Below are 26,033 nucleotides of genomic sequence, written 5' to 3'. Positions count from 1 at the left end.
CCGACGTGATCCGGATAGGAACCCGGGGCAGCAAGTTGGCCACCACCCAGGCCGGCGCCGTCAGGGACGCGCTGATCGCCAATGGCCATGCCGCAGAACTGGTAACCATCACCACCGAGGGCGACCGCTCCTCGGAGCCGATCGCCACCATCGGCGTCGGGGTCTTCACCGCCGCATTACGGGAGGCCATCCTGGAGGGCCGGGTCGACGCCGCGGTGCACTCCCACAAGGATTTGCCGACGGCCGACGATCCACGCTTCACGGTGGCCGCAATACCCCCGCGTGAGGACCCCCGCGACGCCGTCGTGGCCCGCGACGGGTTGGTGCTGGCAGAGTTGCCGAGCGGCTCGGTGGTGGGCACGTCGTCGCCCCGAAGGGCCGCACAGCTTAGAGCACTGGGTCTCGGTTTGGAAATCCGCCCCCTAAGAGGCAACCTAGATACCAGGTTGAACAGGGTAAGCAGCGGTGATCTCGACGCGATCGTGGTGGCCCGGGCGGGTTTGGCCCGGCTGGGGCGCCTCGACGACGTCACCGAGACGCTGGAGCCGGTGCAGATGTTGCCGGCCCCGGCTCAAGGAGCGCTGGCCGTCGAGTGCCGTGCCGGCGACACCGGCCTGGCGGCACTGTTGGCGGAGCTCGACGACGCCGACACCCGCGCGGCCGTCACCGCCGAGCGTGCCCTGCTCGCCGAACTGGAGGCGGGTTGCTCCGCGCCGGTGGGCGCGATCGCCGAGGTGGTCGAGTCCATCGACGAGGACGACTCACACGTCTTCGAGGAGCTGTCGCTACGCAGCTGCGTAGCGGCGCTGGACGGATCCGACGTGATCCGCGCGTCCGGCGTCGGCAGCCCGGACCGGGCACGAGAGCTGGGGCTCTCGGTGGCCGAGGAGCTGTTCGCTTTGGGCGCACGGGAACTCATGTCGGCTGCGCGGTGAGACCGCGCGAGGAGGAGTAGCACATGACGACGCGAGGCCGTAAGCCGAGGCCGGGCCGCATCATGTTTGTGGGCTCGGGCCCGGGCGACCCGGCTCTGCTGACGACGAGGGCCGCCGCAGTCCTGGCGAATGCCGCCCTGGTGTTCACCGACCCCGACGTGCCCGAGCCGGTGCTGGCGCTGATCGGCAAGGACCTGCCGCCGGTCTCCGGACCGGCCGAACCGGCTGAGGCAGCGAGCGACGAAACCGAGCCGCCCGTGGTGTCGGTCGGACCCGAAATCCGCCCGGCCCTGGGCGACGCCGCCGAGGTGGCCAAGACGCTGGTCGCCGAAGCCCGTTCCGGAGCCGACGTGGTGCGGCTGGTGGCCGGTGACCCGCTGTCGGTGGACGCGGTCATCACCGAGGTCAACGCCGTGGCACGCAGCCACCTGCACTTCGAGATCGTGCCCGGCCTGGCCCCCACCTCCGCGGTGCCGACGTATGCGGGCTTGCCGTTGGGCTCGTCACACACGGTTGCCGACGTGCGCGGTGACGTGGACTGGTCGGCGCTGGCCGCCGCGCCCGGCCCGCTGATTCTGCAGGCCACCTCCTCGCATGTGGCCGACGCTGCACGCACGCTGATCGAGTACGGCCTGGCCGACACCACCCCGTGCGTGGTGACGGGGTCGGGGACAACCTGCGCGCAGCGATCGGTGGAGTCCACGCTGGGCGGGCTGACGGAGTCGCCGGTGCTGGCCGGCACCGACTCCGCGACCCCGTCCCCGGTCGTCGTGACGATCGGCAAGACCGTCAACAACCGGGCCAAGCTGAACTGGTGGGAGAGCCGCGCGCTGTACGGCTGGACCGTGCTGGTGCCGCGGACCAAGGACCAGGCCGGCGAGATGAGCGAGCGGCTGACCGCGCACGGCGCGCTGCCGATCGAGGTGCCCACCATCGCCGTCGAGCCGCCGCGCAGCCCCGCGCAGATGGAGCGCGCGGTCAAGGGCCTGGTCGACGGCCGCTACCAGTGGGTGGTGTTCACCTCCACCAACGCGGTGCGCGCGGTGTGGGAGAAGTTCGGCGAGTTCGGTCTGGACGCCCGCGCATTCTCCGGAGTGAAGATCGCCTGCGTGGGTGAGGCCACCGCGGACCGGGTCCGCGCGTTCGGCGTGAGCCCCGAGCTGGTGCCCTCCGGTGAACAGTCGTCGCTGGGCCTGCTCGACGAATTCCCGCCCTACGACAGCGTTTTCGACCCGGTCAACCGGGTGCTGCTGCCGCGCGCCGACATCGCCACCGAGACGCTGGCCGAAGGGCTGCGCGAAAGGGGTTGGGAGATCGAGGATGTCACCGCGTACCGGACGGTGCGGGCCGCCCCGCCGCCGGCGGAGACCCGCGAGATGATCAAGACCGGGGGTTTCGACGCGGTGTGCTTCACGTCGAGCTCGACGGTGCGCAACCTGGTCGGCATCGCCGGCAAGCCGCACGCCCGCACCATCGTGGCGTGCATCGGCCCCAAGACCGCCGAGACCGCAGCCGAATTCGGTTTGCGCGTCGACGTGCAGCCCGACACCGCCGCGGTGGGCCCGCTGATCGAGGCGCTGGCCGAGCACGCCGCCCGGCTGCGCGCCGAGGGCGCGCTGCCGCCGCCACGTAAGAAGAGCCGCAGGCGCTAGATGCCGTATCCTCGGCAGCGCCCGCGTCGGCTCCGCTCGACCCCGGCGATGCGCCGCCTGGTGGCGCAAACATCGCTGGAGCCAAGGCATCTGGTGTTGCCGATGTTCGTCGCCGACGGCATCGACGAGCCGCGACCGATCGCCTCGATGCCAGGCGTGGTGCAGCACACCCGAGACTCGCTGCGCAGCGCCGCCGCCGACGCGGTAAACGCCGGCGTGGGCGGGCTGATGCTGTTCGGCGTGCCCCGCGAGCAGGACAAGGACGCATCCGGGTCGGCCGGATCGGATCCGGACGGCATTCTCAACGTGGCGTTGCGTGATCTGTCCAAAGATCTCGGCGACGCCACCGTGCTGATGGCCGACACCTGCCTCGACGAGTTCACCGACCACGGGCACTGCGGTGTGCTCGACGAACGCGGCCGGGTGGACAACGACGCTACCCTGAACCGATATGTGGAACTGGCGGTGGCCCAAGCAGATTCAGGCGCTCACGTGGTAGGCCCGAGCGGCATGATGGACGGGCAAGTCGGCACGATCCGCGACGGACTGGACGCCGCCGGTCACACCGACGTGGTGATCCTGGCCTACGCCGCCAAGTTCGCGTCGGCGTTCTACGGCCCGTTCCGCGAGGCCGTGAGCTCCAGCCTGTCCGGCGACCGCCGCACCTACCAGCAGGAGCCGGGCAACGCCCGCGAGGCGCTGCGCGAGGTCCAACTCGATCTCGACGAGGGCGCCGACATCGTCATGGTCAAACCGGCAATGGGCTATCTCGACCTGGTTGCGGCCGCGGCGTCCATATCCTCGGTGCCGGTGGCCGCCTACCAGGTTTCGGGGGAGTACGCGATGATCGCCGCGGCCGCCGCCAACGGCTGGATCGACGAGCGCGCAGCGGTACTCGAGTCGCTGACCAGCATCCGGCGCGCCGGCGCCGACATCGTGCTGACCTACTGGGCCGCCGGCGCGGCGGGCTGGCTGTCGTGACGGGCCCCGTCCCGCCGGGGCCGCCGAGCTGGCCCGGTACGCCGCCCGGACCGCCCGGACCGCCCGAGTCACCCACCCCGCCGGAGCCGAAGAACCGGCCGGTCGACGTCGACACGGGGTTTTGGTTATGGATGGTGGCGTTGCCGCTGATGGTGGTCGGCTACCTCGCCGACCTGGTCGGGTCGGGGTCCGGGGGCCGCTCGGCCCTGCTCTACGCCGCATCCGGGCTGTTCACCGCGGTGGTGTGCGTGATCGTTGTTACCTTCCTGCTCCTGATGCGGGCCGGCTACCGGTGGGCTCGCACCATATTGACTGGCGGCGGCATCGCCACCGTCGTCTATGTCGGCATCCGGCTGTTCACCGTGGACTGGCCGACGATGGTGGCGGTGATATGCGGCGTCACCGGGATCATCGGATCGGTGCTGATCGCGGGGGGCATGTTCCTGCTGCACCGCAGCGACGCCCACGCGTACTTCACCAGGTAAGCGCGTTAGGCTGGCCCATCATGTCAGTGACCGACCGCGCCGACACCAAGACCAATCCGTTGTTCCGCGAGGCCGGTGCCAGTTGGTACTGGGTGCTGGCCGGTCCGCTGTGCGCGGGCACCATGCTGTGGATCGAAAAATCCAGCGGCTACGGCTGGCAGCCCTGGATTCCGCTGCTGTTCTTGGTGCTGGTGTCCGGTTTCATCGCCCTGCAGGTGACGGCGGCCCGGATCCACACCTCGGTCGAACTGACCGCCGAGACCCTTCGCCAGGGCACAGAAACCATCAAAGTGGCCGAAATCGTCAGGGTCTACCCGGAACCCGAAAATCCGGTGGGATCCGAGAAGGAGCTGCAGCGCTGGCAATCGGCCCGCGCGCTCGGCGAGCTGGTCGGGGTTCCCAAGGGCCGGGTCGGCATCGGCCTGAGGTTGACCGGGGGCCGCACCGCCCAGGCCTGGGCGCGTCGCCATCGTCACCTGCGAGCGGTGCTGACGCCATTGGTCGAGGAGCGCGTCGGGCCTACCGACCCGCCTGCCGTGCCCGACGGCCCAGACGGCCCAGACGGCCCAGAGTGACCGCTCGCCTGGTCGCCATCGTCGAGCTCGTCCTGGCCTGCGGCGCGGCGGTCGGCTGTGCGATCAGCTGGTCCGGCGTGCGGTCGACGGTGACCGTCGCACCCGTCGCCGACGGCCAACCGGTCACCACGTCGGTGGTCTATGACCCACCACTGCTGCTGCTCACGCTGCTACTGGCAGCGGTCGCCGGGATCCTGGCCGTCATCGGCGCGGCCCGGTGGCGGCGAGTCGGCCGTTAACTCAGCGCCTGGTCGGCCAGCGCCCCGATCACCGGTGCCAGCGCCTGGGCGTAGGCGATCGTCACGTGGTTGTCGTCGCGGTACACCAGGTCGTTGCCGACGATGACCGGGCAGCGTTCGGCGGTGCAGAACAACGGCGTCAGGTCGGCGTAGCGACCGCCGGCCGCGGTCGTGGAGGCCTTCTCGGCCGCGATGCCTGCATCGTTGACCGCCACCGACCGCGCCGGCGAGCACGCGCCCGCGTCGGTCAGGTGCGCCGACAAGCAGGTGGGCACCGTGCTGTGCGGATCGGGTATCGCCCCGAGTACCAGCACCGCCGCACCGGTGCTGCGCAGCTGCGCCACCAACCGGCCCAGGCTGGCGATCCACGCGGGATCGTAAGAAGTGAAGCCGAAGTCGGCCGCGTAGCGCCGACCCGACCCGACCACGATCAGCCGCGGATGCTCGGCCCGCATCCGTTCGATGATCTCGGCGCGCCACTGCTCGCACTCGGTGTACTCGCGGCCCAGATACGGGCTGGTGATCGGCAGATCCTGCAGCGGGCAGGTGACCTTCCCAAGCGTTTCCAGCCGCCAATGCCGTTGCTCGGCAACCTGTTCCAGCGCGGGGTTCCACATCGCGGCATGCGAATCGCCGACCAGCGCCACCGTCGTCGCCGACGCGGTGTCGCCCGTCGCGCATTCGCTTTGCCCCACGTCACGCCAGGAGCGCACGCACCCGTTGACGAACACCGCCGGTTTGTCGCCCGCCGCGTCTGCCAGCGGTGGGGTCAGGTTCGACGGGACCGCCTTGAGGTCTGCCGACGCGGCGACCGCGGCCTGTGCCTGCGCGAAGCCCTGCTCGACGGCGGCGTCGACCGGGTTGGCGCCGCGGGTGGGCGGGGGTGCGGCGGAGATCTTGGGCGCCGCGGCGGCCACCCCACGGCCGACCGGCGCCGGCACCAGGATCAGCAGCGTCATGCCCACACAGACCGCGACTGCGGTGACGGCCCCGCCCAGCGCCAGGCTGCGGACCGGCGACCGGCGCATAACGGCGGCGAATCGAGCCGGGTTCTCCACCAGATGCAGGGTGATCACCGCGAGGCCCGCGGAGATCATGGCGGCGGCCAGCCGCTCCGCCAGCCCCGCCCGATGACCGATCAGGTAGGGCATCAGCAGCAGCACCGGCCAGTGCCACAGGTACCAGGAGTACGACATCCGGCCCACGGCCCGCATCACCGGCATGGACAGCGCGCGGCCGACTCCGGCTTCGCCGCCTGCGCAGCCCGCGCCGATCACCAGCGCGGTTCCCAGCACCGGCAGCAGCGCGGCGGTGCCCGGGAATGGGGTGCCGGTGCCCAGCGCGACGCAGCTGAGCACGATCACGCCCAGCCCGCCCCAGCCGGCGATCGCGGCGGCCAGGGCGCCAAGCCGCCGCCAATGCGCGGCCGAGAGCGCCACCAGGCCGCCGACGGCCAGCTCCCAGGCCCGGGTGGGCAGCGAGAAGAACGCCCACGGCGGCGAGCTATGGGTCCACGCCAGCGACAGTGCGAAAGACATCAAGGCGAGCGCGGCGAGGACCAGCCAATACGGGTTGCCCCGGATATGCCTCCGCCGGGCCAGCCACGCCGTGCCGATGATCAACGCCGGCCACAGCAGGTAAAACTGTTCCTCCACGCCCAGCGACCAGTAATGCTGGAACGGCGACGGCGGGGCGTCGGCGGCCAGGTAGTCAGTGCCCTGGATGGCGAATCGGTAGTTGCCGACGTACAACGCGCTGGCGATGCCGTCACCGAGCACGCTTCGCGCCTGCAGCGGCGGCAGCAGCAGCGCCGCACCGATCGACGTGGCGACGCCGACCGTCGTGGCCGCCGGCAGCAGCCGTCGCGCCCGCGCCCCGTAGAAGCGGCCCAGCCGCACGGTTCCAGACCCGGTGACCTCCCGCCAGAGCAGCCCAGTGATCAGGAAACCGGAAATGACGAAGAAGACGTCCACCCCGACGTAGCCGCCGCCGACGCCCGGCATCTCAGCGTGGAACAGCACGACGGCCAGCACGGCGACGGCCCGCAGGCCTTCGATGTCACCGCGGAACCCTGCTCGCGGCGTCCGTGAATCCGGCTCCGCCCCGCGGGACGGGCTGATGGTGCTGGCCGGCTGTGAAGCGCCACCTGAGGTCAGGACGCCAACCAGGCTAGCTCCCCGGGCAGCTGCTCACGCCAGAAGGTTACGTCGTGTCCGCCCGGCGAAAACCCGCCCGCCGGCGGTGTGCGCAGCTGGGCGACGAATTGCCGGGTCGCCGGGCAGAAGCGGTCGCTGGTGCCGCAGTCCACCCGCAGCGGGATCGACGCCAGCGCCGGAAGCCCCCACACCGTGTTGCGCTTCCAGTCGTCATAGCTGTCGAAGGCGCCGCGGGTACTGCCGGTGAACGACGTGAACAGCGCCGGGCTGACCGCGCAGATCCCGGCGGTGCGCTGCGGGCCCAGGCGAGCGCCCAGCAACAACGCGCCGTATCCGCCCATCGACCAGCCGAGGAACCCAACCCGGGAGGTATCCAGACCTTTCGTCGCCAGCATCGGTATCAGCTCGTTCAGCACCATGGCTCCGGCATCGGTGCCGTCGGCTCGTCGATGCCAGTACGACTGAGCGCCTCCGTCGACGCTGACCACCGCGAACGGGGGCCGGCCGGCCTTGGCCAGCTCGGCGAGTCCGTCCTCGACACCGAGATCCATCACGCCTTTCGCGCTGCCGTCCTTGCCGTGCAGCGCGATCACCGGGCGCAACACCCCGGTCTGGCCGGGTGGGCGCGCGATGATCCAGTTGGTCTCCACCCCACCGCGTGCCGCCGAGATGAACGAGCCCGAAAGCCGAGTCGGCGTGGCACTGCCGGCGGGCACAGGCTCGAATTTGCTTGGCGACGCTTTCAATTCGAGTGGATCCAGCCAAGCGCCGAGCGCCCAAACGGCCGCAGCGCCTGCGGCGGCGCCAGCGCCCAAACGCAGTGCGCCGCGGCGGGAAAGGTCAGGCATGGCGACATCATGCCGGGCGGTGGAGCCGCGCCCGTTGCGGCACGCCGGAGCCGTTATCCGTGTGTGACCAGCAGCGGTTGGTACAAAGTGCAAAATATGTAACACTGTGCCACGTGACTGAACTTTCTGAGGTGCGCGCCGAGGCCCTGCCGTTGGGGCACCAGTCGCTGGTGTGGCGCTATTTCGGCGACAACCGGATGTTTCTGATCGGGCCGCGGCCGGCGGTGTTGCAGAACATGCTGGCCGAACTGGGACAGGGCGTGTTGGACCATTCGGTGTTCTTCAGTGACACCGCGGCGCGGGTCAAGCGCTCGCTGCGGCCGATCTTCATGACGGTCTACGGTTCCGACGACGACCATCCGGGCCAGCAGGTGCGCGACTTCCACCACGAGATCAAGGGCGAGATGCCGGGCGGGGAGCGCTATCATGCGTTGGATCCGGAGACCTATTACTGGGCGCATGCGACCTTCGTCGAGCAGGTGCTGTATTTCGCCGACACATTCGTCAAACGGCTCACCGACGAGGAGAAGGAGCAGATCTACCTCGAGTCGAAGACCTGGTATCGCCGCTACGGTGTCAGCGAGCGACCGATGCCGGCCGATTACCAAGAGTTCCAGCGCTACTGGGAGCACATGCTTGACCGGGTCATGGTCGCGCATCCGACCGCCAAATACGGCGTCGGCTATGTCACCAAGGGATTCCCTTGCCCCAAAGGCGTTCCGCCGCTGCTGTGGCGGGTGATCTCGCCCGCGTTCAACCCGGTCGCCGCGTTCCTGACGACCGGTGGCCTGCCGCCGCGGGCCCGCGCCCTGCTCGGTCTGCCCTGGAGTGACCGGCAGGAACGGCGCTATCAGCGGTTCGCCGCATTCTGGCGGTCGCGGCCGGTCAACTGGCTGTGGGATCATCTACCGATGCGGCTGCGCTACAACAGGTTTGCCCGTGCCGGCTACGCTCGGGGATGACCCCGCCACCCGTGCCATCCTCGACGCGGCCATCGTCGAGTTCGAGCAGCACGGCTTTCGCCGGGTCGCGCTCGACGACGTAGCCCGCCGCGCCGGGGTCAGCCGCACCACCATCTACCGCCGGTTCGCCGGGCGCGACGAGCTGGTGGCCGCCGTGATAGACCGCGAGAACGCTGTGCTTTTCGCCGAAATCGCCGATGAGCTGAAAAACCGTGGGCCGCAGTCGAATTACTATGTCGAGGCGTTCACCCTGTCGATCATGCGGTTTCGGCAGCACCGCGTGCTGACCCGGATGCTCGCCGACGAGCCCGGCCTGATGCTCGAGTTGGCTCATCAACACTGGGACGCCGCGGTCGAGCGGATGGCGGGCGCGCTGCGGGTGATTTTCCCCGAGGGCTTCGCCGAGCGTATCGGCGCATCGGCTATCGACGAGCTGGCCGACACCATCCTGCGCTACGCGGCGATGACACTGTTGTTACCCAGCCGTGAAACTTTGCTCACCGCCGACGATGTCCGAGCCTTCGCCACCCGGCACTTCCTGCCAAGTCTGCCCGCGGCGTTGCGCGCCGCGCCGGTCTGAAACGGGCGGTAGCGCCGAACGGGTGTTAGCGTCCCGGCATGCTGCAGACGCAGGACGCCCGCATGAGCTCGACATCGACGCTGCGCCGCGGGCTCTCGCAACGGCAGCTCAATATGATCGCGATCGGCGGTGTGATCGGCGCGGGCTTGTTCGTCGGATCAGGTGTCGTCATCGGTGAGACCGGCCCTGGCGCGTTCATCACGTACGCATTGTGCGGAGTGGTGGTCGTTCTGGTGATGCGGATGCTCGGCGAAATGGCCACTGCCAACCCGTCGACCGGTTCGTTCGCGGACTACGCCCGCCAGGCATTGGGCGGCTGGGCGGGCTTTTCGGTCGGTTGGCTGTATTGGTACTTCTGGGTGATCGTGGTCGGTTTCGAGGCGGTGGCGGGCGGGAAGGTCATCGGTTACTGGTTCGACGCCCCGCTGTGGCTGCTATCGCTGATCCTGATGGTGACGATGACAGCGACCAATCTGTTCTCGGTCGCGGCTTTCGGCGAGTTCGAATTCTGGTTCGCCGGAATCAAAGTCGCCACCATCGTCGTCTTCCTGGGTCTCGGCTCGCTGTTTGTGCTCGGCGCGTGGCCGCGCCACGGCATCGACTTTTCCAACCTCACCGCACACGGCGGATTCTTCCCGCACGGTGTGGGCACGATATTCGGTGCCGTTGCGGTCGTCATCTCGGCGATGGTCGGCGCGGAGGTCGCCACGATCACCGCAGCCGAGACCGCGAATCCGGAGCGCGCGGTGGCGCGGGCGACCAAGTCGGTCGTCGTCCGGATCGTGATCTTCTACCTGGGATCGGTGTTCCTGCTCGCGGTGATCGTGCCGTGGGACTCGCATCGACCGGGCGCCTCGCCCTACGTTGCCGCCTTGCGAGAGATGGGAATTCCCGCCGCGGGTCACGTCATGAATGTGGTCGTGCTCACCGCGGCGCTGTCGTGTCTGAACTCGGGCCTGTACACCGCGTCCCGGATGTTGTTCGTGCTGGCCGCCCGCCACGAGGCGCCGGTTCAACTGGTCAAGGTCGGCCGGCGCGGCGTGCCCTACATCGCGATCATGTGTTCGTCGGTGGTGGGTTTCTTGTGCGTGATCATGGCCTGGATCGCACCCGGCGCCGTGTTCGTCTTCCTACTGAAATCCTCTGGCGCCCTGGTGCTCTCGGTGTATCTGTTGATCGCGCTCTCCCAGATCGTGCTGCGCCGCCGGACCCCGCCTAAAAGGCTGCGGGTCAAGATGTGGTTGTTCCCCGGACTGTCGATCCTCACCCTGGCCGGGCTCGTCGCAGTGCTGGCGCTGATGGCTGTGGACCCGAACGCGCGCACCGAGTTTTGGCTGGGCCTGCTGGCCTGGGCGGTGGTGTTGGCGCTGTACTTCGGGCCTCGATGGCGGCGCGGGCCGGCCAAGCCGGAACCTGCAGCGTCGCCGAGCGGCAAGGCAACCCGGGTGTTGGTGCTGGCCAACAAAAACGTCTCCACGAGTGAGCTTTTCGACGTTGTGCGCCGCGTCGACGCGCAACATCGCGCCGAATACTTCATCTGCGTTCCGGCCAACCCGGTCGACACCGGTCAGGCCGAGCGCACGGGTCCGCTCTACGTGCTGGACGCCACCGTTCAGGCGGCCCACCGACGACTGGACGCCATCCTGGCCGCGATGCGCGACATCGGTCTGCCCGCCGACGGCGAACTCGGCGACTACCGGCCATTGCGCGCCCTGGCTGCAGCGGTGCAAAGCTTCCGGCCGGATCAACTCGTGATCGCCGAGGCCCGGTCGTCGTGGCTGCGGCTGGGGCTGGTCGACAAGGCGCGTTCGGCGTATCCAATACCGGTCACCCACGTCGTCCCGCGCCAGCAGGCAACGGATTTGGCCGTCGCGCCGTAGTCGCGGTCAGCGGGGCCGCGCCCGTCCCAGGATGTGCGCATGGCGCGGGTAAAACCTCAGCGGCGCATAGTAAACCCGGTCCAGTTCCTCGATGTCGAAACCGGCGGCTCGGATCGCCGCGGCGGTGTCGCGGTTGGGGTGACAACCACCTGCGGCGCGGGCCTGGATTGGCGTGAACGCGTCCTGAAGCAGCCCGAACCACGGCTTCTCGGAGCGGACGTGTTCGAAAAAGCGAAGCTCGCCATCGGGTTTCAGCACCCGCCGTATCTCGGCCAGCGCGGCGCTGGTATCCGAAATCGAGCACAACACCAGCGAGGCAACCGCCGCATCGAATCCGTCGTCCTCGACCGGAAGCGCTAACGCATGACCGGCCAGCACCCGCACCGGCACCGGCGCCTCGGCGGCGGCCCGTTCGGCCAACCCACGCAGGTGATCTTCCGGCTCGACGGCGACCACCTCGGTGACCGTGTTCGGATAGTGGCTGAAGTTCATCCCGTTGCCCGCGCCGACCTCGACCACCCTGCCCGTCAGCCCGGCCAGCGCCCGGTCCCGATACATCGCCGTTCCGCGCCGCTCGGATTCGGCGCTCATCCGCTCATACATCCGCGCAAAGCGTGGATGCTGAAACTGCGATAGATCGGTCATCGGCTAGTCGGTCTTGGTCAGCAGCACCGCCTGCTCGAACGGCAACCGGGCGAAGATCGGCCGCGCCCGACGGCTGACGTGTTCGGCCGCTTCGGCCTTGGTGACCGTCCGGGGGTCGGCGACGCCGAAGGTTTTGCCGTTGCGTCGCATTCGCCCACCGCCGGCCGCGTTGAGGTTCTTCAGCCAATCGCGGTCCGGGCCGTAGGTCAGCAGGATCGCCACCCCCGGCTTTCCGTCGACTTCGGCGGTGAACACATTCAACGGTGTGCGATACGGTTTGCCGGAACGCCGTCCGACGTGTTCGAGAATGCCGAACGAGGGGAGCCAGCCGGCCCACATCCGCTGAATCGGGTTGGTGACGTGGCGATTGAATCGGGCGAGCCGTTGCGGTAGTTGCATACTCGTACCTTATGGCCTACCTCAAGCCGCCGTGGTTCACCGTCAAGATTTTCAACCGCATCGCGTTGGCCACCGGCGTCAGCAACAGCGAAACCCTCACGGTGACCAAGCGGGGCAGTAAGGAACCGCAGCACATTCCGGTCGTCACCGTCGACGTGGGCGGGACCAGATATCTGGTATCCACCCGCGGTGAATCGCAGTGGGTCAAAAACGTCCGCGCCAATCCGACCGTCACGGTGACCAACAAGTCCGGCGCCGTGACCTACGTGGCCCGCGAAACCCCGGTGCCGGAGCGCCAGCCGATCCTGACCGCGTACCGGAAGAAAGCTGGCAGGGCTGTCAATGGCTACTTCCGCAAACTGCCCGACCCGGCGGACCACCCGGTGTTCGCGCTCACCGCGACGTAGCGGGCAGCACCCTGCGCGCTAGCCGGGCCACGCGGGACGGGGCTGGGTCCCATGGTTGTTGGTCCGCCGCGGGCCAGGCGTAGCACGGGGTTTGGCCGCTCACCAGCTGTCGCAGGCCGGGCATATCGAGCTCATCCGCAGACCACGCGTAGAGGCGTTCGACCCGGGGCTGGATGACTCCGACGTCGAGCAGGTGTCCCATCCCGTGTTCGGCCTGCGCATACGGGGTGACGTCGTCACCGAGCGGATAGCGATCGGGCAGTACTCGCGTGAGCGACAGGAAGATGCCGGTCATGCCCAGCCGAGGATCGCCGAGTAACCGGCCGGCCGGAGCCAGCCAGCCCAGCGCCAGCCGCGGCGCGGCGACCAACGCGTGGGCGTAGAGGACCCGGACCAGCACCAGGTTGATGAAGAATCGTTCGACCCGGCGTTCGCGCGACGCCAGGTGTTCGTGTTCCAGATAAGCGCTGACGACGCTCATGTTGTGGGCCCGATACCAGCTCGCCGCGGTGGGATGGCGAACGAACTCCAGCCAGGCGCCAACCGTGGGCGAGCTCGCCGGTCCTGGATGACCGAAGGCCAGCGCTCGGGCTTCGCACCCGTCGCGCAGCAGGCGTTCGTTCATCGCCCGCCACCACGGGCTGCCCGGCCTCGGCGAGTCAGCCGGGTTGAGGAGGCCACGGCGCAGCTGCCATTTCATGAAGGCCGACGCCGCCTGGCGAAACGGTAGATAGCCGCGGTCCACGTCGGACGGCACTCGGTATTCGTCGCGCAAGAGGGCCAGCCGGGCGTCCGGGTCGTCCCGAACCGCGCCGACGCGCGCGAGGGCAAGCGCGCTGGCCGATTGCCGCATCACCGGTCGATTCTGTCAATAGCAGTCCCACCGATCTCGACGCACTCGTCGACAACTACACCCCGTAGTTATCCGCCCGCGACCGGCTGGGACACTAGTGGACGTGCATGGTACGGCCATCTCGGCGAAGCTGTTCGACGACGCCTGCGCGGTCATCCCCGGCGGGGTGAACTCGCCGGTGCGGGCCTTCAAGGCTGTCGGCGGCACCCCCCGCTTCATCACTGAAGCGAGCGGCTACTGGCTCACCGACGCCGACGGCAACCGGTATGTCGACCTGGTCTGCTCCTGGGGGCCGATGATCCTCGGTCACGCCCACCCCGCGGTGGTGGACGCCGTCGCCAAGGCCGCCGCAACCGGGCTGTCCTTCGGGGCGCCGACCCCGGCCGAGACCGAACTGGCCGGCGAGATCATCGCCCGGGTGGCGCCGGTGCAGCGGGTCCGGCTGGTGAACTCCGGCACCGAGGCGACCATGAGCGCCGTGCGACTGGCCCGCGGCTTCACCGGCCGCGCCAAGATCGTCAAATTCTCCGGCTGCTACCACGGCCACGTCGACGCGTTGCTCGCCGACGCGGGCTCCGGGGTCGCGACGCTGGGCCTGCCGTCCTCGCCCGGCGTCACCGGCGCGACCGCCGCCGATACGATCGTGTTGCCCTACAACGACATTGACGCCGTCGAGCAGAGCTTCGCCCGGTTCGGCGACCAGATCGCCGCCGTGATCACCGAGGCCAGCCCAGGCAACATGGGCGTCGTCCCGCCCGCGCCCGGATACAACGCCGCGCTGCGAAAGACCACCGCCGAGCACGGCGCGCTGCTGATTGTCGACGAGGTCATGACTGGATTCCGGGTCAGCCGAAGTGGTTGGTACGGAATCGATCCGGTGGACGCCGACCTGTTCACGTTCGGCAAGGTGATGAGCGGCGGGCTGCCGGCCGCGGCGTTCGGCGGGCGCGCCGAGGTGATGGAACGGCTGGCGCCGCTGGGCCCGGTGTATCAGGCCGGCACGCTGTCCGGCAACCCGGTGGCGATGGCCGCCGGGCTGGCCACGCTGCGTGCCGCCGACGACGGGATATACGCGGCACTGGACGCCAACGCCGACCGGCTGGCCGCCCTGCTGTCCGAGGCCTTGACGGATGCCGATGTGCCGCACCAGATCCCGCGGGCCGGCAACATGCTCAGCGTGTTCTTCACCGACCACCCGGTGACGGACTTCGCGTCCGCGCGGGCAAGTGAAACCTGGCGTTACCCAGGCTTTTTCCACGCCCTGCTGTCGGGCGGTGTGTACCCGCCGTGCAGCGCCTTCGAGGCATGGTTCGTCTCGGCCGCGCTCGACGACACCGCGTTCGCCCGGATCGCCGACGCTTTGCCCGCCGCCGCCACCGCAGCCAAGGAGAGCAAACCCTGATGGCCGAACAGACCCGAATTCATATGGTGCGTCATGGCGAGGTGTACAACCCCGGCGGCGTGCTGTATGGACGGCTACCCGGGTTTCACCTGTCGGACAAGGGCAATCGGCAGGCACAGGCGGTGGCCGACGCGCTGGCCGACCGTGATGTCGTCGCAGTGATCTCCTCCCCGCTGCAGCGCGCGCAAGAGACCGCCGCGCCCATCGCAGCGCGTCATGACATATCCGTGGACACCGACCCAGACCTGATCGAATCGACCAATATCCTGCAGGGCCGCGGTATTTCGCCGGGTGATGGCGCGTGGCGCGACCCACGGGTGTGGTGGCATCTGCGCAACCCGTTCACCCCGTCATGGGGCGAACCCTATGCGCAGATCGCCGCGCGGATGGCGACGGCGGTCGACAAGGCCAGGGCGCGCGCCGCCGGCCACGAGGCGGTATGTGTCAGCCACCAGCTTCCGATCTGGACGCTGCGGCTGTCGCTGACCGGCAGGCGGCTGTGGCATTGGCCCACCCGCCGGCAATGCGCAATCGCCTCGGTGACGTCGCTGGTTTATGACGGCGACCGGCTGGTCGACGTGGAGTACAGCGAGCCGGCGGGCGGTTGACGATGCGCCGCCTGGCGTTCGTCGCCGCATTGGTGGCCGGCCTGTTGGCCGGCTGCGCGAGCGGCGATGACGCAGTCGCGCAGGGCGGCACCTTCGAATTCGTCGCGCCCGGCGGCAAGACCGACATCTTCTACGACCCACCCGACCACCGCGGCCGACCCGGCCCGGTGGCCGGCCCGGACCTGATGAATCCGACGCGCACCCTCTCGGTTGACAACTTCGCCGGCAAGATCGTCGTCATCAATGTGTGGGGGCAGTGGTGCGGTCCCTGTCGCGCTGAAGTCGCCCAGCTGCAACGGGTTTACGACGCCACCCGAGCCGACGGAGTCGCATTCCTGGGCATCGACGTGCGCGACAACAACCGCCAGGCCGCCCAAGACTTCGTCGCCGACCGGCATGTGACGTACCCGTCCATCTACGACCCGGCAATGCGGACCATGATCGCGTTCGGCGGCAAATACCCCACCTCGGTCGTCCCGTCCACGCTGGTGCTCGACCGACAGCACCGGGTCGCGGCGGTGTTCCTGCGCGAGCTGCTAGCCGAGGACCTGCAGCCGGTGGTGCAACGGCTGGCGTTGGAAAAGGGCACAGCAGACCGCCCGGCACCGGGGCCGCAATGACCGGGTTTACCCAGATCGCCGCTGCCGGCCCGCTTTTGGTGGCGCTGGCGGTGTGCCTGCTGGCGGGTCTGGTGTCGTTCGCGTCGCCGTGTGTGGTGCCGCTGGTGCCCGGCTACCTGTCGTATCTGGCCGCGGTCGTCGGCGTCGACGAACCGCGCATGCAGGCCGCGCGCTGGCGGGTGGCCGGGTCGGCGGCGCTGTTCGTCGCGGGTTTCACCGCGGTCTTTCTGTTCGGCACCGTCGCCGTGCTCGGCATGACCACCGCGTTGATCACCAATCAGCTTCTGCTGCAACGGGTCGGCGGCGTGCTGACCATCCTGATGGGCCTGGTGTTCGTCGGCTATGTCCCGGCGCTACAGCGTCAACTGCGGTTCACTCCGCGGCAGCTCTCGACGGTGGCCGGGGCGCCGCTGCTGGGTGCGGTGTTCGCGCTGGGGTGGACGCCGTGTCTGGGGCCGACGCTGACCGGGGTGATCACCGTGGCCTCGGCCACCGACGGCGCGAGCGTGGCCCGCGGGATCGCACTGGTGATCGCCTACTGCCTCGGCCTGGGAATCCCGTTCGTACTGTTGGCATTCGGGTCGGCGGCCGCCGTCACCGGGCTGGGCTGGCTGCACCGGCACACCCGGGCGTTGCAGATCTTCGGCGGCGTCCTGCTGATCATCGTGGGCATCGCACTGGTCAGCGGAGCCTGGAACGACTTCGTCTCCTGGCTGCGCGACGCATTCGTCTCCGACGTGAGGTTGCCGGTCTGATGTCGCTCGCGCAAAAAGCCCGCAACACCTGGCGCGCGCTGACCTCGATGGGCACCGCGCTGGTGCTGCTGTTGCTGCTGACCCTCGGCGCGATACCCGGCGCGCTGCTGCCACAACGCAGCCTCAACGCCGGCAAGGTCGACGACTACCTGGCGGCGCACCCACTGATCGGGCCGTGGCTGGACCGACTGCAGGCGTTCGACGTGTTCGGCAGCTTCTGGTTCACCGCAATCTATGTGCTGTTGTTCGTGTCACTGGTCGGCTGCCTCGTGCCGCGGACGATCGAACACGCTCGCGGCATGCGGGCCACGCCGGTGCCCGCACCCCGCAACCTGGCCCGGTTGCCCAAAAACGCGACCGCCACAGTCGCCGGCAATCCTGACGACGTGGCCGCCACGATCGCCGACCGGCTGCGCGGCTGGCGCAAAGTAACCCGCGGGACCGGCATCGTCGAAATCTCCGCCGAAAAGGGCTATTTGCGCGAATTCGGCAACCTGATCTTTCACTTCTCGCTACTGGGCCTGCTGATCGCGGTGGCCGTCGGCAAGCTGTTCGGCTACGAGGGCAACGTGATCGTCATCGCCGACCGCGGGCCCGGCTTCTGCTCGGCGTCACCGGCCGCGTTCGACTCGTTCCGGGCCGGCAACACGGTCGACGGCACGTCGCTACACCCAATTTGTATCCGGGTCAACGACTTTCAGGCCTACTACCTGCCATCCGGTCAGGCCACGTCGTTCGCGGCGAATATCGATTACCAGAGCGGCCGCGACCTCAGCACAAACACCTGGCGGCCTTACCGGCTACAGGTCAACCACCCGCTGCGGCTCCAAGGCGACCGCGTGTATCTCCAGGGCCACGGCTACGCGCCGACGTTCAGCGTGACCTTCCCCGACGGGCAGATCCGCACCTCGACCGTGCAGTGGCGGCCCGACAATCCGCAGACCCTGCTGTCGTCGGGCGTTGCCCGCATCGACCCGCCGGCCGGCACGTATCCCGACCCGGACCAGCGCCGCAAACACCAGATCGCCATCCAGGGCCTGCTCGCGCCGACCGAGCAGCTCGAGGGCACGCTGCTGTCGTCGAGCTTTCCCGCGTTGAACGCGCCCGCGGTCGCCGTCGACATCTATCAAGGCGACACCGGCCTGGACACCGGCCGCCCGCAGTCGCTCTACACGCTGGATCCTCGCCTCATCGACCAGCACCGGCTGACCAAGCTCAAACGCGTCAACCTGCGCGCCGGCGAACAGGTCCGGCTCGATGACGGCACGGTGGTGCGATTCGACGGCGCCGTCCCGTTCGTCAACCTGCAGGTCTCCCACGATCCGGGCCAGGTTTGGGTGCTGGTGTGCGCTGTGACGATGATGGCCGGGCTGTTGGTTTCGCTGCTGGTGCGACGGCGGCGGGTCTGGGTGCGGATCGCGCCCACCGGCGCGACCGATACGGTGAACGTCGAGCTTGGCGGGCTGGCGCGCACCGATAACTCCGGTTGGGGCGACGAATTCGAGCGGCTGACCAGCCGGCTGTTGGCCGGATTCGACGCGGGCGAGCGAAGGGAGCTGAGCGTCCGATGAACACCGTGCACGTGCACATCGGGCTGGCGCGCAACTCCGATTGGGCGTTCACCTCCGCGGTCGTGGTGCTGGTGGTCGCGTTGCTGCTGCTGGCCATCGAACTCGCCTACGCCCGCAGCCGCCGGGCCGGTGAGCTAGTGACCGCGGGAGTCGCCGCCGATAGCACCACGCCGGGCGTCGTCCCCCAGGCACCACGGCGGCCGTTTGACGAACGTGTCGGGCGGGCCGGGCTGGCCTTGGTGTACGCCGGAAGCGGGTTGTTGGCGCTGTGCATCGTGCTGCGCGGTCTGGCCACCGCGCGCGTGCCCTGGGGCAACATGTACGAGTTCATCAACCTGACCTGCTTTTGCGGGCTAGTCGCCGGCGCGATCGTGTTGCGCCGACCGCAATACCGGCCGCTGTGGGTTTTCCTGCTCTTGCCGGTCCTGATTTTGCTGACGGTGTCCGGGCGCTGGCTCTACGCCAACGCCGCGCCGGTGATGCCGGCGCTGCAGTCCTACTGGCTGCCCATCCACGTCTCGGTGGTCAGCCTCGGTTCTGGGGTGTTTCTGGTCGCGGGCGTGGCCAGCATCCTGTTCCTGCTGCGGACGTCGCGGCTGGGCGAGCCCGATGCGCCCGGGGCGTTGGCCCGGATGGTGCAGCGGCTGCCGGACGCGCAGACGCTGGATCGCATCGCCTACCGGACGACGATCTTCGGGTTCCCGGTCTTCGGTTTCGGGGTGATATTCGGCGCGATCTGGGCCGAGCAAGCATGGGGTCGGTACTGGGGATGGGATCCCAAGGAGACGGTGGCGTTCATCGCGTGGATGGTGTATGCCGCCTACCTGCATGCCAGGTCAACGGCGGGATGGCGGGACAGAAAGGCCGCCTGGATCAACGCCGCCGGATTCGTGGCAATGGTCTTCAACCTGTTCTTCGTTAACCTGGTGACTGTGGGCCTGCATTCATATGCCGGTGTGGGCTAACCGACTCGAGTACCGCAACGAGGGGAAGTGCACGTGTCTGACCATCCAACCCACAGTGCGGAGGTAGCGCGCGGCCGCGAAGACCCTCCGACAACTGAGTTGCCACCCCAGCCGCCAGCGCCCCCGCCGCCCCCGCCGGCCGACGCGAGGAACAGCGAGGCCGAAACCAAGGCGTTCGCCGGATTCCGGACCGACCGGCGCATCAGCGAATCTCAGACGCGGGCCGTGCCGCCACCCCCCACTCGCGCCGAACCGCGGGCCTGGGCAGCCACCTCCGCCAGAGGCATGCCACGGGTCGTCGATGCGCCGGCGCCGCCGACCTACGGCGGCTACTACGGGGATCAACCGCCGGCCGACACGTCGCAGCCGCATGGGATCCACCCGTATCCGGAACTTTCCACCAGCACCCTGCTGAGGCAGGTGAAGCCCCCGCCGTCGGAGGGTTGGCGTCGTTGGCTCTACCTGTTGTCGGGTCAGTTGATCAACGTCGGCGAAAGCCCCCGCGTCATGCGGCTGAACGACCTGATGGTCCAGGTCAACCAGCCGCTGAAGGGCTGCTACCGCATCGCGATGCTCTCGCTGAAGGGCGGGGTCGGTAAGACCACCATCACCGCCACCCTGGGGGCAACCTTCGCGTCCATCCGCGGTGACCGGGTGATCGCGGTGGACGCCAACCCCGATCGGGGCACGCTGAGCCAGAAGGTGCCATTGGAGACGCCGGCCACCGTGCGTCACCTGCTGCGCGACGCCGAGGGCATCGAGCGGTACAGCGATGTCCGCAGCTACACCTCGCAGGGTCCCAGCAGGCTGGAGGTCTTGGCATCGGAAAGCGATCCGGCCATGTCCGAGGCGTTCAGCGCCGAGGACTACACCCGCACCCTGGACGTCCTGGAGCGGTTCTACGGCTTGGTGCTCACCGACTGCGGGACCGGGCTGTTGCACTCGGCGATGTCGGCGGTGCTGAGCAAGGCCGACGCCCTGATCGTCGTCAGCTCGGGATCGATCGACGGCGCGCGCAGCGCGTCGGCAACCCTGGACTGGCTGGACGCCCACGGGCACGAGGAATTGGTCCGCAAGTCGATCGCCGTCATCAACGCGGTGCGACCTCGCTCAGGCAAGGTCGACATGCAGAAGGTGGTCGATCACTTCTCCCGGCGCTGCCGGGCGGTGCGGCTGGTGCCGTTCGACCCGCATCTCGAGGAGGGCGCCGAGATCAGCCTCGACCGGTTGAAGCGAGAGACGCGAGAAGCCCTCGTCGAACTGGCAGCCGTTGTCGCCGATGGTTTTCCGAATGATCAGCGGCGATACAACGAGCGCTTCATCTAGGCGGGTTGTTGTCACCGTGGCTTAGGCGCCACAGGAACTCCGGATCGTCGTCGGGTCCGATAACGCGAGTCTTCGGCCGGTTGACCTGTGAGCGGACCGCGCGCCAGCCGATGTAGATCAGCGTCCCCAACACCAGGACGAGGAGCAGGTATAACACTCAACACCTCCTTGGTCCGAATATACGCGGCGCCGTACGCTCGGACCGTGTCAGGAGGTCCGAACCCGGCGCGCCGCGCCGTCGTCGACGTTCTGCTCTACACCGCGGCTCGGCTGGTCCTGGTGGTGGCGCTCAGCGCGGTGATCTACGGCGCGGCGCGACTGCTGGGCGTGCGCGAATTCCCGATCGTCGTCGCGGTGTTGTTCGCGCTCATCATTGCCATGCCGCTGGGCATCTGGTTGTTCAGCCCCCTGCGACGCCGGGCCACCGCCGGACTGGAGGTGGCCACCGAACGTCGGCGCCGCGACCGCGAACAACTGCGGGCCAGGCTGCGCGGTGAGGCGCCCAAGGACGACACTGCGGACTAAGCCCTTCTTCCGTCGACTGTGCATCCACGGCGGCAACACGCCGGTGAGCGCCGCCCTCAGCGCACGCTCGACGCCGTCGGCGCACACTCGACGGCGCGAAAATGGCACGCTGGCGCTATGAGCAACGCACACGACGCATACCGCCGCTGGATCCATGAGCTGTGGACCGGCAAGCCGATCGCGTCCGAGCTGGTCGCCGACGACTTCGTCGGCCACTGGCCCGATCACGACGTGCACGGTCCGGCCGAGCTCGAGTCGACCATCGAAAGAACCCACAACATGTTCGACGAGTTGACGTTCCAGATTGAGGTCGGGCCGCTGGTGGACGGCGAATTGGTCGCCGGACGGTGGAACGGGCGAGGCAAGAGCGGCGACAGCCTGACCGTCTTCTACGGCAACGACATTCTGCGATTCGCCGACGGGCGGTTCGTCGAGTATTGGACGGGGACGTCAACCGGCTAACGCCAAGGCCGCTGCGACGGCGATCGACCAAACCAGCATCGCCAGCCCGGTATCGCGCAGCACCGGAATCAGCTCGGCGCCCACCCGCCCGGATCGCACCGGTGCGGCGGCACGAATCGCCAACGGCGCTGCCAGTAATCCGGTTGCGCACCACGGCGTCGCCGCCGTCAGCGCCAGGGTCAATACTCCTGCGATCACCAGCAGCGCCTGGTAAAACGTCCGTGTCCCGGTGTCGCCCAGCCGCACCGCCAGGGTCAACTTTTGCGATTGCGTGTCGGTGGGAATATCCCGCAGGTTGTTGGCCACCAGCACCGCTGACGACAGCGCGCCCGTCGTCACAGCCAGCACCAGCCCCACCCAGTCCACCCGCAACGCCTGGGTGTACTGGGTACCGAGGACGGCGATCAGCCCGAAGAACACGAATACCGCCAGTTCGCCAAAACCCGCATAGCCGTAGGGTTTTGACCCGCCGGTGTACAACCAGGCCCCGGCGATGCATGCCACGCCGACGACGATCAGCCATGGCCGGCTGGTCAACGCCAGCGCCAATCCGGCCGCCGCGCCGACAGTGAGGCTCAGCACCGCAACCGTCAGCACCGACCGCGGTGCCGCCAGCCGCGAGCCCACCAGCCGCACGGGGCCCGCCCGGTCGTCGTCGGTGCCGCGGATGCCGTCGGAGTAGTCGTTGGCGAAGTTGACCCCGATAACAAAAGCGCACGCCACCAATACCGCGAGCAGCGCCTTCCACCACACCGCGGCGTGCAGCCACGCGGCCGCGCCGGTGCCCGCGATCACCGGTGCGAACGCATTCGGCAGCGTCCGGGGCCGCGCGCCCGCAATCCACTGCGCAAGACTGGCCACGGCTCGATCGTTGCAGACGCTGTACCACAATGGGCGGATGCTGGGAGTGATCGGCGGGAGCGGCTTCTACACCTTCTTCGGAGCAGACGCGCGCAGCATCAAGTTGGACACCCCGTTCGGCGAGCCGAGCGCGCCGATCACCGTCGGCACGGTCGGCGAGCATGAGGTCGCGTTTCTGCCCCGGCACGGCGCCGGCCACGAGTATGCGGCGCACAAGGTGCCGTATCGGGCCAACATGTGGGCGCTGCGGGCGTTGGGGGTGCGACGGGTCTTCGCGCCCTGCGCGGTCGGCAGCCTGACGCCCGAACTCGGGCCGGGCACAGTCGTGGTGCCCGACCAGCTGGTGGACCGTACCCGCCGTCGCGCCGACACCTACTTCGACTCCGGCCCGGCACACGTGTCCTTCGCCGACCCGTACTGCCCGACGCTGCGCTCAGCAGTCACCGGCCTGCCCGGGGTGGTCGACGGCGGCACCATGGTGGTCATCCAGGGCCCGCGGTTTTCCACCCGCGCGGAAAGCCAGTGGTTCGCCGCCGCAGGCTTCACGCTGATCAACATGACCGGTTACCCGGAGGCGGTGCTGGCCCGGGAACTCGAAATATGTTATGCCACAATCGGTTTAGTTACCGACCTGGATGCCGGCATCGACGCGGGCAGCGGAGTTAAGGCCGTCGACGTGATCGCCGAATTCACGAGGAACATCGAGCCGTTCAAGAAACTCGTCCACGAGGCGATCCGCCAGGTCGCCAGCGAGCTCACCTGCACCGACTGCCAGTCACACACCGGTGTCCAACTGCCGTTCGACGAGCCGTGAGGGTGCTGCTGACCGGCGCCGCCGGCTTCATCGGGTCGCGAGTCGACGCGGCGCTGCGGACCGCGGGCCACGACGTGGTCGCCGTCGACGCCATGCTCCCGGCGGCCCACGGCGACAACGCGGCTGTGCCGCCCGAATGTCGACGGGTCGACATCCGCGACGCCGACGCGCTGGCTCCGCTGCTGGCCGGCGTCGATCTGGTGTGCCATCAGGCGGCGGTGGTCGGTGCCGGCGTCGACGCGGCCGACGCGCCTGCCTACGGCAGCCACAACGATTACGGCACCGCCGTGTTGCTGGCTCAGATGTTCGACGCCGGCGTGCGGCGCCTGGTGCTGGCGTCATCGATGGTGGTCTACGGGCAGGGCCGCTATCACTGCGTCCAGCACGGCCCTGTCGATCCGCTGCCGCGGCGTCGCGAAGATCTTGACGCCGGCGTGTTCGAGCACCGCTGCCCGGTCGGCGGCGAGGAACTGGCCTGGCAGCTGGTCGACGAAGACGCTGCGCTTCGGCCGCGCAGCTTGTACGCGGCCAGCAAGACCGCGCAGGAGCATTACGCGCTGGCGTGGTCGGAGTCGACGGGCGGCTCGGTGGTGGCTTTGCGTTATCACAACGTCTACGGCCCGGGTATGCCACGCGACACCCCGTATTCGGGAGTCGCCGCGATCTTCCGCTCGGCCCTCGAAAAGGGTCAGCCGCCACCGGTTTTCGAAGACGGCGGCCAAATGCGCGACTTCGTCCACGTCGACGACGTGGCCGCCGCCAACCTGGCTGCGATCGCGTCTGACCGCCAGGGCTTCACTGCCGCCAACGTTTGCTCCGGGCAGCCGATTTCGATCCTCGAGGTGGCGACGCGGCTGTGTGAAGCCCGGGATTCCGTTGTGTCGCCGGTGGTCACCCTCCAGTACCGCAGCGGCGACGTGCGCCACATCGTCGCCGATCCGGCCCGGGCCGCCGAGGTGCTGGGTTTCCGGGCGGATATCGAGCCGCGCCAAGGGCTGCGGGAATTCGCGTTCGCCCCGCTACGCGGCTAGCTCTCGGGTGGGGGAGCTGTACCGCTGCCCCGAAAGATCTTGGGCCGCTCCGCACTTGGGCGATGGATCCGCGGCGCGCGTGCGGCCTGCGCCGGCGGGCGACTGGGGGCGGCGGGAAGGGCACGTCGAGCGATCCGGCGAGCGCGTCGCCCCGCGAACAGGACCACAGCCAGCACGCCGAGGGCCAGCCCGCATAGCACGACATCGAACGTGCTGGTGATCTGCTGGGCGAGATTGTTCCCGTAGACCGAGCTGTTCACCCCGATGGGGTGCTTGGGCTCCAAGAATCGAGGAGCCAGCGCGATGCCCACCACGATGCGGGCAACGGTGAGCCCGAACAGGATTCCACTCGCGGCCGAGAGCAGCCTGGAGCTCAGCGACGGGTTGACCAGGTTGACCCGCAGCCATCCCGCAACGACGGCGGTGATCAGATCGAATGCGGCCAATGCCATGCTGTCGTAGCGAGAGAACGGAAAGTTCAGGCTCACCGCGACCAGAAGGTCGGTGATTCTCATCAGCATCGAGCCCGCACACCATACGATGATGAGTAGCAAGCCTTTTCGGGCAGCCTCTCGCCACACGTTCTGGTCGATCGGTCGGTTGGCCACCGATTCAAGCAATGCCAGCGGCGCAAGAATCGCCGCGGCCGCGGCCCACGCCAGATAGCCCTCGAAGCCCACCCCGGCCGTCGACGTGTTCTGCGCGATGCCGTGGAATCCGTCGATCTCCCGGCCGACTGGAAGAAGCCAGACGATCACCCCCGGCGACCAACGTCGAGGCCCCCAGCGCCACCGTCACCAGCCGGAATGGCTTGCTGCCCTGGACAATCCACCTCGACGCTACGATGACGGCAGCCAGCGCCACGGCCCCGTAGACCACCGCGGTCGCAATCACGGCGGCGTTCTGTTTGCCGAACCCGGATGAGCTGGATGAATCGGGCATGGCATAGCGCACTCGCCAATACAGGACGAACACGAAGCTCAGCGCGGCGGCGACGATCGACGCATAGCCCACGACCCGGTTCGCTCGCAGCCACCGGGCGAATCCGCCGTCGTCCGCGGCTGTTCCGGTGATTACCGGCTGCGCGCACAACAACGAGCCGGCCACCCCGAGCCATGCACCAGGGCCGACGCCGCCCGGCACTTTCACGCTGCCGCCGTATCGGACGGTTTGCACCGCGTCGAACGCCACGAAGCCGACGACCAGCAGGAGATACGGGATGTTCAGTGCCAGGCGCAGCCGTCCCGCCACCCGCGGGTCGTCGGGGCCGATAAGCGTTGCGGCGACCGACCCAAGAGAAAGGAGTGTGGCCGCAATCAGCAGCCAGAAAACGGTTCCGTTGCTATTGGGGATCCCGACGCCGAAATACAGGTTCCACGGGAACACCAGTGCAAGGAGCAGCAGGACCACGCCGGCGATGTCCCTGCCGATATTCCACCGCCGCGTCGGCCCGCCGGGCGCGTTGTCAGCCGTGTCGTTGTAGCTTTCGCTCACCG

At 68.6% G+C, this 26,033-nt stretch carries 28 protein-coding genes and 1 pseudogene; 21 read left to right on the top strand and 8 right to left on the bottom strand.

Annotated features, from left to right (window positions below; all coding sequences use genetic code 11):
- Positions 1-5: 5 nt before the first annotated feature.
- From hemC to AWC06_RS11975, 6 genes are read left to right on the top strand one after another with little or no spacing between them, the layout of a single operon-like run.
- The gene (gene hemC, locus AWC06_RS12000; protein ID WP_085198068.1) at positions 6-935 is read left to right on the top strand and encodes a hydroxymethylbilane synthase; all 930 of its coding nucleotides are present in this window, start codon (positions 6-8) and stop codon (positions 933-935) included.
- A 23-nt stretch (positions 936-958) separates the two neighbouring features.
- Entirely contained in the window at positions 959-2,587 is a 1,629-nt protein-coding gene (locus tag AWC06_RS11995) for a bifunctional uroporphyrinogen-III C-methyltransferase/uroporphyrinogen-III synthase (RefSeq protein ID WP_085197587.1), read from the top strand.
- Complete coding sequence (gene hemB / locus AWC06_RS11990; protein WP_085197585.1) at positions 2,588-3,568, top strand: porphobilinogen synthase; 981 nt, start codon at positions 2,588-2,590, stop codon at positions 3,566-3,568.
- Complete coding sequence (locus AWC06_RS11985) at positions 3,565-4,053, top strand: hypothetical protein (protein ID WP_308066241.1); 489 nt, start codon at positions 3,565-3,567, stop codon at positions 4,051-4,053. The genes hemB and AWC06_RS11985 overlap by 4 nt, the downstream gene beginning before the upstream one ends.
- Before the next feature lie 26 nt (positions 4,054-4,079).
- A complete protein-coding gene (locus tag AWC06_RS11980; protein WP_085198062.1) occupies positions 4,080-4,628 on the top strand; it encodes a DUF3093 domain-containing protein in 549 nt (182 codons plus the stop codon).
- A complete protein-coding gene (locus AWC06_RS11975; protein ID WP_085197583.1) occupies positions 4,625-4,867 on the top strand; it encodes a hypothetical protein in 243 nt (80 codons plus the stop codon). The genes AWC06_RS11980 and AWC06_RS11975 overlap by 4 nt, the downstream gene beginning before the upstream one ends.
- Here the strand turns inward: AWC06_RS11975 and AWC06_RS11970 are convergent.
- Entirely contained in the window at positions 4,864-6,987 is a 2,124-nt protein-coding gene (locus AWC06_RS11970) for an acyltransferase family protein (RefSeq protein ID WP_085197581.1), read from the bottom strand. The genes AWC06_RS11975 and AWC06_RS11970 overlap by 4 nt on opposite strands.
- A gap of 32 nt (positions 6,988-7,019) precedes the next feature.
- Positions 7,020-7,871: an alpha/beta hydrolase gene (locus tag AWC06_RS11965; RefSeq protein ID WP_085197579.1), complete on the bottom strand. Its 852-nt coding sequence runs from the start codon at positions 7,869-7,871 to the stop codon at positions 7,020-7,022.
- A 113-nt stretch (positions 7,872-7,984) separates the two neighbouring features.
- Between AWC06_RS11965 and AWC06_RS11960 the strand changes: the two genes are divergently transcribed.
- The 3 genes from AWC06_RS11960 to AWC06_RS11950 all read left to right on the top strand — a co-directional run bounded on the left by AWC06_RS11960 (position 7,985) and on the right by AWC06_RS11950 (position 11,293).
- Positions 7,985-8,833, top strand: coding sequence for an oxygenase MpaB family protein (locus tag AWC06_RS11960; protein WP_085197578.1), 849 nt, complete (start codon positions 7,985-7,987; stop codon positions 8,831-8,833).
- The gene (locus AWC06_RS11955) at positions 8,811-9,413 is read left to right on the top strand and encodes a TetR/AcrR family transcriptional regulator (RefSeq protein ID WP_085197576.1); all 603 of its coding nucleotides are present in this window, start codon (positions 8,811-8,813) and stop codon (positions 9,411-9,413) included. Before AWC06_RS11960 ends, AWC06_RS11955 begins: the two co-directional genes overlap by 23 nt.
- Before the next feature lie 62 nt (positions 9,414-9,475).
- Entirely contained in the window at positions 9,476-11,293 is a 1,818-nt protein-coding gene (locus AWC06_RS11950; RefSeq protein ID WP_085198059.1) for an amino acid permease, read from the top strand.
- Between the two features lie 6 nt (positions 11,294-11,299).
- Here the strand turns inward: AWC06_RS11950 and AWC06_RS11945 are convergent, their stop codons facing one another.
- Together AWC06_RS11945 and AWC06_RS11940 are read right to left on the bottom strand one after the other, a co-directional pair.
- A complete protein-coding gene (locus tag AWC06_RS11945; protein WP_085197574.1) occupies positions 11,300-11,938 on the bottom strand; it encodes a class I SAM-dependent methyltransferase in 639 nt (212 codons plus the stop codon).
- 3 nt (positions 11,939-11,941) lie between these two features.
- Positions 11,942-12,337: a nitroreductase family deazaflavin-dependent oxidoreductase gene (locus tag AWC06_RS11940; RefSeq protein WP_085197572.1), complete on the bottom strand. Its 396-nt coding sequence runs from the start codon at positions 12,335-12,337 to the stop codon at positions 11,942-11,944.
- A gap of 11 nt (positions 12,338-12,348) precedes the next feature.
- Here AWC06_RS11940 and AWC06_RS11935 point away from each other — a divergent pair, with 11 nt between their 5' ends.
- Positions 12,349-12,744 (top strand): nitroreductase/quinone reductase family protein, encoded by a 396-nt coding sequence (locus AWC06_RS11935; RefSeq protein ID WP_085197570.1) that lies wholly within the window; start codon positions 12,349-12,351, stop codon positions 12,742-12,744.
- Here the strand turns inward: AWC06_RS11935 and AWC06_RS11930 are convergent.
- Positions 12,731-13,597, bottom strand: coding sequence for a hypothetical protein (locus AWC06_RS11930; RefSeq protein ID WP_085197568.1), 867 nt, complete (start codon positions 13,595-13,597; stop codon positions 12,731-12,733). The genes AWC06_RS11935 and AWC06_RS11930 overlap by 14 nt on opposite strands.
- A gap of 97 nt (positions 13,598-13,694) precedes the next feature.
- Here AWC06_RS11930 and hemL point away from each other — a divergent pair, with 97 nt between their 5' ends.
- From hemL to AWC06_RS11895, 7 genes are read left to right on the top strand one after another with little or no spacing between them, the layout of a single operon-like run.
- Complete coding sequence (gene hemL / locus AWC06_RS11925; RefSeq protein ID WP_372458190.1) at positions 13,695-14,999, top strand: glutamate-1-semialdehyde 2,1-aminomutase; 1,305 nt, start codon at positions 13,695-13,697, stop codon at positions 14,997-14,999.
- Positions 14,999-15,607 (top strand): histidine phosphatase family protein, encoded by a 609-nt coding sequence (locus AWC06_RS11920; protein ID WP_085197565.1) that lies wholly within the window; start codon positions 14,999-15,001, stop codon positions 15,605-15,607. The genes hemL and AWC06_RS11920 overlap by 1 nt, the downstream gene beginning before the upstream one ends.
- Before the next feature lie 2 nt (positions 15,608-15,609).
- Complete coding sequence (locus tag AWC06_RS11915; RefSeq protein WP_085197563.1) at positions 15,610-16,227, top strand: TlpA disulfide reductase family protein; 618 nt, start codon at positions 15,610-15,612, stop codon at positions 16,225-16,227.
- The gene (locus AWC06_RS11910; RefSeq protein WP_085197561.1) at positions 16,224-16,982 is read left to right on the top strand and encodes a cytochrome c biogenesis CcdA family protein; all 759 of its coding nucleotides are present in this window, start codon (positions 16,224-16,226) and stop codon (positions 16,980-16,982) included. The genes AWC06_RS11915 and AWC06_RS11910 overlap by 4 nt, the downstream gene beginning before the upstream one ends.
- Positions 16,982-18,553, top strand: a complete 1,572-nt coding sequence (gene resB / locus AWC06_RS11905; RefSeq protein WP_139820025.1) for a cytochrome c biogenesis protein ResB — start codon at positions 16,982-16,984, stop codon at positions 18,551-18,553. Before AWC06_RS11910 ends, resB begins: the two co-directional genes overlap by 1 nt.
- A complete protein-coding gene (gene ccsB / locus AWC06_RS11900) occupies positions 18,550-19,518 on the top strand; it encodes a c-type cytochrome biogenesis protein CcsB (protein WP_085197559.1) in 969 nt (322 codons plus the stop codon). Before resB ends, ccsB begins: the two co-directional genes overlap by 4 nt.
- 33 nt (positions 19,519-19,551) lie before the next feature.
- The gene (locus AWC06_RS11895) at positions 19,552-20,844 is read left to right on the top strand and encodes a MinD/ParA family ATP-binding protein (RefSeq protein WP_085198054.1); all 1,293 of its coding nucleotides are present in this window, start codon (positions 19,552-19,554) and stop codon (positions 20,842-20,844) included.
- Here the strand turns inward: AWC06_RS11895 and AWC06_RS23010 are convergent.
- Positions 20,837-21,001 carry a hypothetical protein gene (locus AWC06_RS23010; RefSeq protein WP_139820024.1) on the bottom strand — a complete coding sequence of 55 codons (165 nt, stop codon included), beginning with the start codon at positions 20,999-21,001 and terminating at the stop codon, positions 20,837-20,839. The two genes, AWC06_RS11895 and AWC06_RS23010, sit on opposite strands and share 8 nt — an antisense overlap.
- 47 nt (positions 21,002-21,048) lie before the next feature.
- Here AWC06_RS23010 and AWC06_RS11890 point away from each other — a divergent pair, with 47 nt between their 5' ends.
- Positions 21,049-21,369 (top strand): DUF4229 domain-containing protein, encoded by a 321-nt coding sequence (locus AWC06_RS11890; protein ID WP_085197557.1) that lies wholly within the window; start codon positions 21,049-21,051, stop codon positions 21,367-21,369.
- Between the two features lie 117 nt (positions 21,370-21,486).
- Positions 21,487-21,831 (top strand): ester cyclase, encoded by a 345-nt coding sequence (locus tag AWC06_RS11885; protein ID WP_085197555.1) that lies wholly within the window; start codon positions 21,487-21,489, stop codon positions 21,829-21,831.
- Here the strand turns inward: AWC06_RS11885 and AWC06_RS11880 are convergent.
- Complete coding sequence (locus tag AWC06_RS11880; RefSeq protein ID WP_085197554.1) at positions 21,820-22,692, bottom strand: 1,4-dihydroxy-2-naphthoate polyprenyltransferase; 873 nt, start codon at positions 22,690-22,692, stop codon at positions 21,820-21,822. The genes AWC06_RS11885 and AWC06_RS11880 overlap by 12 nt on opposite strands.
- Before the next feature lie 37 nt (positions 22,693-22,729).
- Here AWC06_RS11880 and AWC06_RS11875 point away from each other — a divergent pair, with 37 nt between their 5' ends.
- Both AWC06_RS11875 and AWC06_RS11870 read left to right on the top strand, forming a co-directional pair.
- Positions 22,730-23,506, top strand: coding sequence for an S-methyl-5'-thioadenosine phosphorylase (locus tag AWC06_RS11875; protein WP_085197552.1), 777 nt, complete (start codon positions 22,730-22,732; stop codon positions 23,504-23,506).
- Positions 23,503-24,537 carry an NAD-dependent epimerase/dehydratase family protein gene (locus AWC06_RS11870; protein WP_085197550.1) on the top strand — a complete coding sequence of 345 codons (1,035 nt, stop codon included), beginning with the start codon at positions 23,503-23,505 and terminating at the stop codon, positions 24,535-24,537. The genes AWC06_RS11875 and AWC06_RS11870 overlap by 4 nt, the downstream gene beginning before the upstream one ends.
- Here the strand turns inward: AWC06_RS11870 and AWC06_RS23615 are convergent.
- Positions 24,534-26,031, bottom strand: a pseudogene (locus tag AWC06_RS23615) (DUF7937 domain-containing protein). The gene AWC06_RS11870 and the pseudogene AWC06_RS23615 overlap by 4 nt on opposite strands.
- Between the last annotated feature and the right edge of the window lie 2 nt (positions 26,032-26,033).

Source organism: Mycobacterium fragae (assembly GCF_002102185.1).
Lineage (GTDB): Bacteria > Actinomycetota > Actinomycetes > Mycobacteriales > Mycobacteriaceae > Mycobacterium > Mycobacterium fragae.
The sequence above is the reverse complement of the archived record's forward strand: the minus strand, read 5'-3'. Positions and strand labels throughout refer to the sequence as shown.

Excerpts from the sequence above, each read along its gene's own strand:
- AWC06_RS11950 (WP_085198059.1), top strand. The coding sequence starts at position 9,476 with ATGAGCTCGACATCGACGCTGCGCCGCGGGCTCTCGCAACGGCAGCTC.
- AWC06_RS11875 (WP_085197552.1), top strand. The coding sequence starts at position 22,730 with ATGCTGGGAGTGATCGGCGGGAGCGGCTTCTACACCTTCTTCGGAGCA.
- AWC06_RS11885 (WP_085197555.1), top strand. The coding sequence starts at position 21,487 with ATGAGCAACGCACACGACGCATACCGCCGCTGGATCCATGAGCTGTGG.
- AWC06_RS11915 (WP_085197563.1), top strand. The coding sequence starts at position 15,610 with ATGCGCCGCCTGGCGTTCGTCGCCGCATTGGTGGCCGGCCTGTTGGCC.
- AWC06_RS11945 (WP_085197574.1), bottom strand. The coding sequence starts at position 11,938 with ATGACCGATCTATCGCAGTTTCAGCATCCACGCTTTGCGCGGATGTAT.
- AWC06_RS11965 (WP_085197579.1), bottom strand. The coding sequence starts at position 7,871 with ATGCCTGACCTTTCCCGCCGCGGCGCACTGCGTTTGGGCGCTGGCGCC.
- AWC06_RS11995 (WP_085197587.1), top strand. The coding sequence starts at position 959 with ATGACGACGCGAGGCCGTAAGCCGAGGCCGGGCCGCATCATGTTTGTG.
- AWC06_RS11935 (WP_085197570.1), top strand. The coding sequence starts at position 12,349 with ATGGCCTACCTCAAGCCGCCGTGGTTCACCGTCAAGATTTTCAACCGC.
- resB (WP_139820025.1), top strand. The coding sequence starts at position 16,982 with ATGTCGCTCGCGCAAAAAGCCCGCAACACCTGGCGCGCGCTGACCTCG.
- hemB (WP_085197585.1), top strand. The coding sequence starts at position 2,588 with ATGCCGTATCCTCGGCAGCGCCCGCGTCGGCTCCGCTCGACCCCGGCG.
- ccsB (WP_085197559.1), top strand. The coding sequence starts at position 18,550 with ATGAACACCGTGCACGTGCACATCGGGCTGGCGCGCAACTCCGATTGG.
- AWC06_RS11910 (WP_085197561.1), top strand. The coding sequence starts at position 16,224 with ATGACCGGGTTTACCCAGATCGCCGCTGCCGGCCCGCTTTTGGTGGCG.
- AWC06_RS11930 (WP_085197568.1), bottom strand. The coding sequence starts at position 13,597 with ATGCGGCAATCGGCCAGCGCGCTTGCCCTCGCGCGCGTCGGCGCGGTT.
- AWC06_RS11940 (WP_085197572.1), bottom strand. The coding sequence starts at position 12,337 with ATGCAACTACCGCAACGGCTCGCCCGATTCAATCGCCACGTCACCAAC.
- AWC06_RS11920 (WP_085197565.1), top strand. The coding sequence starts at position 14,999 with ATGGCCGAACAGACCCGAATTCATATGGTGCGTCATGGCGAGGTGTAC.